At 51.4% G+C, this 10927-nt stretch carries 8 protein-coding genes; 3 read left to right on the plus strand and 5 right to left on the minus strand.

What is annotated here, in order from left to right; translation table 11 throughout:
* A partial coding sequence (locus Q0628_RS06250; RefSeq protein ID WP_298769210.1) for a glycoside hydrolase family 43 protein occupies positions 1–1269 on the minus strand: 1269 nt, incomplete at its 3' end.
* 173 nt (positions 1270–1442) lie between these two features.
* Here Q0628_RS06250 and Q0628_RS06255 point away from each other — a divergent pair.
* Together Q0628_RS06255 and Q0628_RS06260 are read left to right on the plus strand one after the other, a co-directional pair.
* The gene (locus Q0628_RS06255; protein ID WP_298769212.1) at positions 1443–2513 is read left to right on the plus strand and encodes an HD domain-containing phosphohydrolase; all 1071 of its coding nucleotides are present in this window, start codon (positions 1443–1445) and stop codon (positions 2511–2513) included.
* Positions 2514–2579: 66 nt separating this feature from the next.
* The gene (locus tag Q0628_RS06260) at positions 2580–6494 is read left to right on the plus strand and encodes a response regulator (RefSeq protein WP_298769214.1); all 3915 of its coding nucleotides are present in this window, start codon (positions 2580–2582) and stop codon (positions 6492–6494) included.
* On the opposite strand, the gene Q0628_RS06265 is transcribed toward Q0628_RS06260, so the two are convergent.
* From Q0628_RS06265 to Q0628_RS06280, 4 genes are all read right to left on the minus strand, one after another.
* Positions 6491–6727 carry a zinc ribbon domain-containing protein gene (locus Q0628_RS06265; RefSeq protein WP_298769216.1) on the minus strand — a complete coding sequence of 79 codons (237 nt, stop codon included), beginning with the start codon at positions 6725–6727 and terminating at the stop codon, positions 6491–6493. The genes Q0628_RS06260 and Q0628_RS06265 overlap by 4 nt on opposite strands.
* Positions 6728–6851: 124 nt before the next feature.
* Entirely contained in the window at positions 6852–7853 is a 1002-nt protein-coding gene (locus tag Q0628_RS06270) for a class II fructose-bisphosphate aldolase (RefSeq protein WP_072797481.1), read from the minus strand.
* Between the two features lie 156 nt (positions 7854–8009).
* Entirely contained in the window at positions 8010–9098 is a 1089-nt protein-coding gene (locus tag Q0628_RS06275; RefSeq protein ID WP_298769221.1) for an OmpA family protein, read from the minus strand.
* Positions 9098–9487 (minus strand): hypothetical protein, encoded by a 390-nt coding sequence (locus Q0628_RS06280; protein WP_298769222.1) that lies wholly within the window; start codon positions 9485–9487, stop codon positions 9098–9100. Before Q0628_RS06280 ends, Q0628_RS06275 begins: the two co-directional genes overlap by 1 nt.
* Before the next feature lie 147 nt (positions 9488–9634).
* Here Q0628_RS06280 and Q0628_RS06285 point away from each other — a divergent pair, with 147 nt between their 5' ends.
* Entirely contained in the window at positions 9635–10807 is a 1173-nt protein-coding gene (locus Q0628_RS06285) for an RICIN domain-containing protein (protein ID WP_298769224.1), read from the plus strand.
* Positions 10808–10927: the final 120 nt, after the last annotated feature.

The following is a 10927-nucleotide window of genomic DNA, read 5'->3' on the forward strand; positions in this document are numbered from 1 at the left end:
CCCGTGGCGGGGTGTGAATGCGCCGCTCGTCTTGGTATCCTGCACGAACTTGAAGTTTTCGAGGTCGGAACTGCTTGTAAATTGATAATGCCCGTTCATGTAGCAGTCATACATGAGCACCCAGGAATTCTGGTTGATGAGCTTGAAGACTCCTGCACCTTCCACGGCCTCGGTCGTCTGTTGCAGGGCCTTGCTCGGCTTGCTCCACTGCGAACCGCTGGCGGCTCCGCTTTTCGGCATGAGAGAACTTGCGGTCACCTTGCAGATGCCGCCGTCGCCCTCGTTCTTGTAGAAGGCGTGGTAGAACTTGTCGACCGGGTTGTAGACGATGTCCATGTCGATAGTCGACTTGCCGCGGTCAAAGAAATGCTGCGGTTCGCCCTCCAAATCGGTGAAGTCCTTGTTCGAGTAGGCGTAGAACACCTTGTCGTAGGGGATAGTACCATCGTTGGTCAAGAGCGAAAAGTACACGAGCGGACGGCCCTTGGTGCCGTCGCCGTTGTCGTAGGTGTCGTCCCAGAACGTTTCGGGGGCCCAGACGCGGGTCACGTTCGCGAAGTTCTTGCCCTTGTACTTATCAGGGAAATGCACCGTGCTGTGTTCCCAGTTGATGAGGTCGCGGGAGCGCATGAGTACCATGCCGCGGTTGCTTGCCCAACCTTCGGCGCTCTTCATGTCGGTATTCACCATGTAGAACCAGCCGTCGGGAGCACGCAGCACGTGCGGGTCGCGGAGCCCCTTCTTGATGCTTACCGTGTCGGCGGCCACCACGCGCTTTCCGTTATTCATGGCGGTAAAGCTGTAGCCGTCGTTACTCAGCGCATAGTAGATATTCTCGTTGTCGTTGGCCGGGAAATACGCGAAAAGGTAGTTGGAGTAGGGTTCATACCCGTGGATGGAAACCTTGATAGCTACGTCCTGCGTCTTTGCGCTCAGGCCGTCGTGAATGGTTGCTGTGAGGGTCACTTCCTTGTTTTCGCCCACAAATCTGCCGTTGACGTGGCCGTCGTGGCCCAAAAATAGCGTGTCGCTGCTTTTCCACGTAATGGGGAAGGTCTCCCCGCCAAGCTTTATGGTGTCGAGGAGGGTAAGGTCGGTATACAGGTCGTTGGCCGAGTTGCCTAGGCTCCGGCTTACGCTGTCGACTGCGCGCCAGAATGGGGCAATTTCGTCCTGTGCAAAGACAGGGTTAAGTGCTGCCGATAATGATAAGGTGATGAATAGCCTTGAAGGGGCAAGATATTTTTTTTTCCAAACCATGTTGTTCATAGTGTTCCCTATAGCATAATATAGCCATGCGTGTGGAAAAAATCACAGTATCGAGGGTAAAATCATACAAAAAAGTTGCAAAAAACCTTTTTTTTATAAAAAAAGGCAAATTTACTCCAAATTGGAATAAAATAATTTGTCTTATTCAAAAAAACAGAGCATATATTATGTTCATGGATCGATCTCGCGCTAAAATTCTTGTTATTGATGATACTAAGACGAATATTGAAGTTCTTGAAGGTATTTTATCTAAGGAATATGAAGTCTTTGTCGCCCTTAATGGAAAGAAAGGGTTGTTCCTTGCTGAAAAAGTTCATCCAGACTTGATTCTCCTAGATGTCATGATGCCCGAAATGGATGGCTACGAGACTTTGAGACAAATGAATGCAAAGAAGCTTGTCGAGAATACACCTGTCATTTTCTTGACTGCCAAGGCGGACAGCAAGAGCGAACAGATGGGTTTGGATCTCGGGGCGGTAGACTATATTACCAAGCCTTTCCATCCGAATCTTGTCGAATTGCGCATTAAGAATCAGCTGGAATTCAAGCATCAGCGTGATCATTTGCAGGAACTTGTTGAAGAAAAGACGATTGATCTGCGTAAGACATTGAAGGTCATGTTGACCAGTCTCGGCGCATTGGCAGAATACCGCGACCCTGAAACGGGTGCCCACATCAAGCGTACGCAGGTTCTGGTACAGATGCTTGCTGAAAAGCTGCGATATCATCCGCGTTTTAGTGCGGCGATACCGAACAATGAATATATAGATTACTATGCCACAGCAGCCCCGTTGCACGATATCGGCAAGGTGGGAATTCCCGACGAGATCTTGCGTAAGCCCGCTCGCCTTACTGAAGAGGAATGGTTGGTCATGAGCAAGCATGCTCAAATGGGTTACGATGTGCTGGTAAATGCCACGAAGGAACTCAAGGATCACCCCCTGGTTCGCATTTCCGCAGAAATTATCCTGAATCATCACGAACGCTGGGATGGTATGGGGTATCCGAACAAAGTCAAGGGGGAGAAAATACCCGTGGGGGCTAGACTCATGTCGGTGGCTGATGTCTACGATGCCCTTGTGTCGCGCAGGGCCTATAAGGATCCTTATCCTCACGACGTGGCTGTCAAGGAAATATTGGATGGAAAGGGAACGCAGTTCGACCCGGATGTGGTTGACGCATTTATGGAAATTGAATCGCAGCTTCCCGAAATTTACGACCGTTATACAGATGAACTTTCGTAAAGGGTAGTTGTCTTGACTCATAATCTGTTGAATGCACAGCGTAGAAGGCTTAGAAACCGCATATCGATGGTTTATCTTGTACCATCGTTTTTAGTCGCTATAGCCCTGGTTTTTGTCTTTTATTTTGGAATTCGCAAGGTTCTTGTCGATTCCGTGGTCGAAAATGCCAAAGTCGCTCTGCATGATCGCGTCCAGATAGAAGTCGAAGCCCTATTCAAAAAGGACGAGGACGCCTTCATCGCCTTTGTCAAACGTTTTCAGCAGAATCAGAAAGAGTCGGCCGTTCGTTCACTGCTCTACAAGCAGATGCAGTCGGCTGGCGAGGTTGTCGATGTTTATTATGGCCCTCGTGAAGGCGACTTCGTGTCTTCGAAGGGGACAAAGCTGGAAAGCGGCAAGTCCGAATTCCGCATGATGTCCTGGTATCTGGATGCCTCGAGAAAGAGGGGGCTGGCCTATACGGGTCCGACAATTCGTAAGGACCTGAACAAGCAGGTGATAACGCTGTCTTACCCGATATGGGACAAGAACCAGAAATTTAAGGGTGCCGTAGCCGAAGATATAGACCTGCACAAGGTAAGGCATGCTATTGGTGGCCTTGCCAGGGAAGAAGGTGGCATTACCATGATGGTCGATAACGACAATAATGGGCTGATCACTTATTTCCCGTATGAAACGAATCGTGGAAAGGTTCTGCAGGACAGTGTCGAGGGACTGTTGCAGTTGGCTCTTGAAAAGTTCAGTGCCGATACGCTGATGGACGGGGTTATGCTCGATTTCAAGCAGACGAACGAACACCGCCAGCAGTTGATCTTCATGGTCTCATCCCTCAAGAACATCCCGTTCTATTTGGTTCACGTGAGTCAGCATAACAAGGTGGTTGCCGGAATTGACAACCATACGAATAGGGTGCTCGGAATAGTCGGCTTGATGGTTCTTCTGGTGATGGCCTTTGCCGTTATCATATCGCATCTACTTTTCCGCAAGTTTATTCAGCGCGACCTGAACGATAGCGTGAACTCCAGTACGCTTTTCGATACGCTTCTGTGGAAGGGGGACAACTTCAGGATTATCCTCACTAACGAGAATTTTGACATATTACATGCGAGCGCCTATGTGGTCGATTTCCTGAACGGTGGCGAAGATATGAAGGACGAACGGCTGTTCAAGTTCTTCCCGTCGACGCAGTTCAACAAGTTTGCGCATCGCGTTGCCATGGGCGGCCAGATGCTTGCCAGCGAACGAAAGACAATCGAGCGTGTCCAGAATTCCGATGGGGAAGTGGCTTGGTGGGGAATATCGTTCCAGGTTCTTGTCGAAGACAACGGTACGACGCGATTCCTGTTCATGGTCAACGATGAAACGAGCGGCATCCAGAAGGATACCATCTTGGATACGATCATGCTTTCGGGCGACCATTCGATCCTGGTTATTTTTGACAAGAATCTTCATGTGAAATACATGTCCCGTCAGCTGGGTGAATTCTTGGGTAAAGAATGGCGGTCGCTGGTCGGGCTTTCCATTAACGACCTGAAGGAAGAGGGCTTCCCGGAATCGGTCCTGACATCCCTAATTCAATCGTTTGAACAAGAATCCGTCTGGAAGGATTCCTTCGTCTTGAAGTCAGATAATGTGGCTGCGGAAACTTGGTTCCGCGGCGAAGGCTGTACCCTGAAGGTTCAGGAGACTGTGGTGGGTTACATGCTTTCGATGATCGACATCTCGGAAGTGGTGGCGGCGCGCGAAATTGCGGAACAGGCGACTCAGGCAAAGAGTGAATTCCTGGCGAACATGAGTCACGAAATTCGTACTCCGATGAATGCGATTATTGGTATGGCGCACCTGATTTCGGAAACGGAACTCGATAACCATCAGCGAGGATTTGTAGACCGAATCAGCCATGCGGCAAAGTCTTTGCTCGGAATTATCAACAATATTCTAGACTTCTCGAAGATTGAGGCGAAAAAGCAGGATTTGGAAATCACGCAGCTTGTGCTGCAAGATGTGATTGGCGAAGTGGCGGCTCTTGCCGAGGTGCGTATTGCTGGCCGCCCGATAGAATTGATTGTGGATGTGGACCCGGATATTCCTGAGATCTTGATGGGAGACCCGCTCAGGCTTTCCCAGATTTTTACGAACCTGATCAACAATGCGACGAAGTTTACCGAAAAAGGCGATATTACCTTGAGCGTGAAGCTGCAGCAGCGCATGAATAATACGGTAAAACTGTATTTTTGCGTCAAGGATACGGGTATCGGCATGACACCGGAGCAGCTGGGGAGACTATTTAATGCCTTTACGCAGGCCGATGGCTCAACGACCCGCAAGTATGGTGGAACGGGACTTGGTCTTGTGATATCGAAGTCGCTTGTCGAACTGATGGGTGGACAGCTTCAGGTCGATAGTACGGCCGGAGTGGGTTCCAAGTTCTTCTTTACGATATCCTTGCCGGTGGCGGCTCAGGCGGGCGAGCCCAAGTGGAAAAACGAGAATGGCCTGAAGAATAAGAATGTGCTCCTTGTGGATGACTGCGCCAATCTGCGCACGGTCCTGCGGCATTACCTGACACGCTTGCAGTTTGTTGTCGAGGAGGCATGTTCCGTAGACGAGGCTCTCGACCTGATTCAGGCTCACGAAGAGGCTCACGAGGATCCCTATGACCTCTTCATGGTGGACTACAGCATGCCTATCATGAACGGCTTCGGTTTCGCGCATGGCCTCAGCGATTCGATGAAGTCGATACCCAAGATTCTCATGCATCCGATTCATTTCGACGAGAACGAGCTGAATTCGGCCAAGGACCTAGGTTTTGACGCTTTTGTTCCCAAGCCTCTGCAGATGAGTACGATGTTGAGCGCCATACAGGAAGCGCTGCATATTCCTCTGACCTACCAGAAGGCCGTCAAGAAGGAAAAGGGAAAGATTTACTTCAAGGAAGCGAAGATTCTGCTGGTCGAAGATAACCAGATGAACCAGGAACTGGCTGTATCCCTGCTGAACAGTGTTGGACTTACCGCGATGATAGCGAATAACGGTAAGGAAGCGCTTGACATGCTCAAGAAGGATGCTTTCGACATGGTTCTCATGGATATCCAGATGCCGATTATGGATGGCCTCACGGCGACTCGTGAAATTCGTGCCCGCGAAGACGAATACTTCAAGAAGGTCCCGATTCTTGCCATGAGTGCCCGAGCGTTTAAGAAGGATACCGAGGAATGTATCGAGGCCGGTATGAATGCGCATATCGTCAAACCGATCGATCCGACGGTACTCTACGAAGAAATCGCCAAGTTCCTGCCGGTGGCAGCTGAGGCCCCGAATACAGTTAGTGCGACATCTGTCGAAATTAGCAAGGAAGATGGCTCGTTCCTGACGCATTTCCAGAAGGTCTCGAATTTCGATGCCGAGTCCGGTCTATATCATGTGAACCGCAATCGCAACATGTATCTGAAGATTCTCCAGGGCTTTGTGCGAGATTATGGAGGAAAGTCGTTCAATTTGCGTTCGCTGATTGAACAGTTCCACTACGAAGAGGCTACTCGTATTGTCCATACGATCAAGGGCCTGTGCGGAACGATTGGATCGAGCTACATGCAGAACATTGCTGCGTCTCTCGAAACGCAGCTGTCGCAGAGTCAGTGTAACTTCGCGGATTACAATAAATTCGAGGACGGCCTGCATACACTTGTCGAAGAACTGAATGTCGTGCTTGGAAACATTGCTTCTGAGCAGAACGAACCCGTCCAGAAGGTTCAGGATCCGGAAGCGGCTAAGAAACTGAAGGAAGCCGTGGAGGAACTGAAGAGCGCCGTGGATACCTGCTCGTCGACCCAGTGCAAGCGAATTCTTGACTCTATCGATGGAATCGCCTTTGAAAGCGCTCAGGAAACCCTGATCAGTAAGCTGAAGGATCTCCTCGATGACTACGATTTCGCAGAAGCTTCCGAAATTCTAGAGTCGCTTGAAAAAACGCTTGCCTAGTGTAGGACCATTGTCGCGATAAACGCGAGGGCGACAATTGCCGCAGCCGCTATGGCGAGCGGATTCGCTTTCTTCTTTTCACCGAATTCATTTTCGACGATTTCGTCGTAATCCGGCGTTTCGAGGTCGGTAAATTCTGCGCCTTCCTTCCAGCCGGTATCGGCATCGCTCCCGCAATGCGGGCAGAACGTGGCGTTGTCTTTCAGTTCGGAATGGCAGTGAGGGCAGTACATAATTGATGATTGATAATGGATGATTGAGGATGGGGGTGTGGGATTAAATATAAAAAGAAAAACCGCGCGGTTTTACCCATGCGGTTTTTCAGCTTGTCATTTGAGCGGCTTACGCCGCTGTAGATTACAGCTTGTTGTTGGAACCAAGAACGTCGACGATCTTGTGTTCGTACATCTTCTGCATGTTTTCGCGAGCCGGCTTGAGGTACTGGCGCGGGTCGAAGTGTTCCGGATGTTCGTCGAAATACTTACGGATAGCGGCAGTCATGGCGAGACGGCTGTCAGAGTCGATGTTGATCTTGCAGACAGCGGACTTGGAAGCTTCGCGGAGCTGTTCTTCCGGAATACCGACGGCATCCGGGAGCTTGCCACCGTGGGCGTTGATGGTGTCCACTTCGTCCTGCGGAACAGAAGAAGAACCGTGGAGAACGATCGGGAAGCCCGGGAGCTTCTGTTCGATGGCGTGGAGCACGTCGAATGCCAGGGGAGGCGGAACGAGCTTGCCAGTCTTCGGGTCGCGAGTGCACTGTTCCGGCTTAAACTTGTAAGCACCGTGGCTGGTACCGATGGAGATAGCGAGGGAGTCGCAGCCCGTACGGGTAGCGAAGTCGATCACTTCTTCCGGCTTGGTGTAGTGGGATTCTTCAGCCTGGACTTCGTCTTCCACACCGGCGAGCACGCCGAGTTCAGCTTCGACGGTCACGTCGTGCTGGTGAGCGTATTCAACAACCTTCTTGGTGAGGGCGATGTTGTCTTCGTACGGAAGAGCGGAACCGTCGATCATCACGGAAGAGAAACCGTTGTCGATGCAGTCCTTGCAGAGTTCGAAAGAGTCACCGTGGTCGAGGTGGAGCACGATCTGCGGATTGGCGCAGCCGAGTTCCTTGGCGTATTCAACAGCACCCTGGGCCATGTAGCGGAGGATGGTGCCGTTAGCGTAGTTGCGGGCACCCTTAGAGACCTGCATGATCACCGGAGACTTCTGCTTCACAGCAGCCTGCACGATGGCCTGCATCTGTTCCATGGTGTTGAAGTTGAAAGCCGGGATAGCATAGCCACCCTTAACAGCCTTTGCAAACATTTCCCTGGTGTTCACCAGGCCGAGTTCCTTGTAAGAAACTGCCATTTGTTTTACCTCTTGATTCTTTGGCGACTTGCATCGCCGGTTAAAAGTTACGGGGCTAAATTTAGCAAATTTAAACTGCTTTGTCACGCAAACTGCAAAAAAAGAGACCCCGCACCAAGTGCGGGGCCTCTTTAGGGAAAAAGTCTTCCGTTTGGCTTATTTAGCCTCCTGCTGCAGGGCCTTGTCCTGGATCACCAGGTCCACGCGGCGGTTCTTCTGACGGCCTTCCTTGGTGGAGTTGTCAGCGACCGGCATGGTCATGCCGAGCCCCTTGGCGGTCAGGCGGTCTTCGGCGATACCCTGTTCCACGAGGAATGCCTTCACGTTGTCGGCACGCTGCTGGGAAAGCTTCATGTTGTGTTCGGCAGAACCGGTGTTGTCGGTGTTGCCTTCGATGGACACGTTGAACTGCTGGTACACGGAAAGAATGCCGGCGACTTTGGCAAGGCTCGTCTTCAGGTCAGCTTTCAAGTCAGCCTTGTTCACGGCGAACAGGATGTCAGACATCGAAAGGATGATGCCGCGGGCGTCCTTGGACACCTGGATCATCTGAGACTGCAGCTCGTTCAGCTTGTTCATGGCTTCCTGCTGGCGGGCTTCGGCCTTGGCGCGTTCCTCGGCAAGGGCCTTCTGTTCCTCGGCGAGCTTCTTCTGGAGTTCCGCTTCGCGTTCTCCGGCAGCCTTCAGGGCGGCTTCCTGCGCTGCAGCTTCGGCCTGGAACTTTTCCTGGTTCTGCTGCATTTCGGCTTGCAGACGGGCTTCCTGGTCCTTCATCTTGGCCTTTTCGGCCTCAAGGTCGTTTACCTTGCCGCTACGGGCCTGGTTGATCTGTTCCTGGATGGCTTCGATAGATCTGGCCGTGGCGGCGCGCTTTTCCCAATTTTCAGCAGTATGGTTGCGGATTTTCTGGGTTTCGGCCTGAGTAGCGACTAGGGCGGCGAATGCCTCGCATTTAGCGGCGAGTGCCTTGACCTTGTCGGATTCGGGATCGTCGGCAAGGGCGGCCTGGAGTTCGGCGAGGTTCCCCTTCGCTTCGGCAAGCGTGAACTTCGCGGAAAGAGCGTTGGCGGGCATATCCTTAGCGGCATTGTCCATGGATGCCTGGCAGTTTTCGAGGACGTTCGTCTGGGCCTGTTCGGCAGCAGGCTGTTCTGTTGCCGGCTGGATGGCGGGCGCGGTCTCTTCGGCTGCAAAGCAGAGCGATACGGCAAAAGCACTAGTCAGGAGTAGTTTTTTCGTTTTCATTACTTGGCACCTCCGTTCTTGGTTTCCTGGTCCAGGATGCTCTGGTAGATGAGCTTGCGTTCAACGTCGCCTCTAAGTTCTTTTTCGACGCGTTCGTCTTCTTTCTTGGCTTCGTCGCGTTCGGCAGCGGCAATGGCGAGCCTGTAGTCGAGAGTGCTTTCTTCGGCGAGGGCTATAGCCTGTTCTTCTTCGCCTTCCTGGTGCAGGACTTTGGCGGAGTCAAGCTTTGCCTTGGCGGATTCTGTCTTGGCGGGGTCAGCCTTTGCTTCGGCTGCGATATTTGCTGTTTCGTCCGCTCGGCCAAGAGATTTGCTTGCGTTTGCTCCACCGGCACATGCCGTCAGAAAAATACCAGAGACCGCTGCTGCGGCTAGGAATTTCATTTTCATCCGAGATCTCCTTAATCGTGAGGTTTTTGCCTAAAACTACAAAAAACTCAGGAAAATATTCACACGAATGATTGTATCTATGAAATTTTACTTGATACAACCATCCTTTGTAAGTAAATTTATACAGGTTTTGGGATTGGAGTTTTTATGAACATTTGGAATGGTGTCAAAACATTAATTTATTTGTCCTTGCTTTTCGCTTTTGCGGAATATTCGCTTGCGGAGGGGTCGATAACCTATACGCTCCACAAGTCCGCAAATCCGACTGCTGACGAGCAGGACGCCTACAAGCGAATCACGACGGTGATGGATTCTGCCGTCAAGCTCTACAACACCTATTCGAATCTTTCCAAATACATCAACGTGTATTATGCGCCGGGCGTGCCCACGGCCGAGGCGAGCAGCAACGGTGATTTGCGCTTTGGCGAAAACCGCAGCTACATGGTGGTGCCCACAGCCATGCATGAAATGGGCCACACGATGGGTGTTGGCACCACGTCGGAATACGCCGCAACGTGCGTGGACGGTGTTTTCAGGAATGATAAAGTTCAGGCGAAACTCCGCGAAATGGACGGCCCGGATGCGGAACTCCATTGCGACCGTCAGCATATCTGGCCGTATGGACTGAACCAGGCGAGCGAGGCCAAGTCCGAGCAGGACCTGATCAACCACGTGATTCTTGTGGAGACCATATACCAGCAGCTGTTCAAGGTGGCGTTCTTAAGGGATGGACGCATCCGCTCGGTGGAAAAGGGAACTTGTATGGGAATTACCGCCGACAATGCGCTCGAACTTATGGATTGCTCCGACTCGGCGACATTCGTGAAGATTTTCTCGGTGGGCGACAGTCCCGTTACATACTATTTTCAGCTCGGGAACCGTGTCGTAGACATTCCAAATGAATCGACTGCGGCAGGCATTAGAGCGGCGACTTACGGCTATAATGGTGGAACTCATCAGCGGTATATACTTGAAAAGGCGGAAACGGTGGGGGATGACAGTCTCGTCTACCTGAAGAACTATAAAAGTGGCCTTTATCTGGAAGCGGTCGGCTCTACGGTGGTGCAAAACCCGAAGCAGAATTCTTCGCAAAACTTAAGCTGGATTATCGAGAATTTTGCGGTTCTGGATTCGACAAAGGATAGCTCCGTTGTCGCTGATTCAAGCGGAAAGGATTCTTCCAAGACGCAAATCCTTGAAAGGCGTCTGGTGCGCACCCAGTTGCTTCACCTGCCTACGAGAACTTTCGACTTGAAGGGTCGTGAGGTTCGCAAGCAGGCGCTAGGTCGCGGTCGCGGATCGATTTTGTTCAATAAATAAAACTGATTCCGAACCCAATTCGGGGTGACTAAGAAAACGAAAAAGACCTTTCAGAGAAAGGTCTTTTTTCGCGGGATAGACGAGGCTTGAACTCGCAACCTCCGGCGTGACAGGCCGGTG

The organism is uncultured Fibrobacter sp., assembly GCF_937877005.1.
In the GTDB taxonomy this organism is placed as follows: Bacteria; Fibrobacterota; Fibrobacteria; order Fibrobacterales; family Fibrobacteraceae; genus Fibrobacter.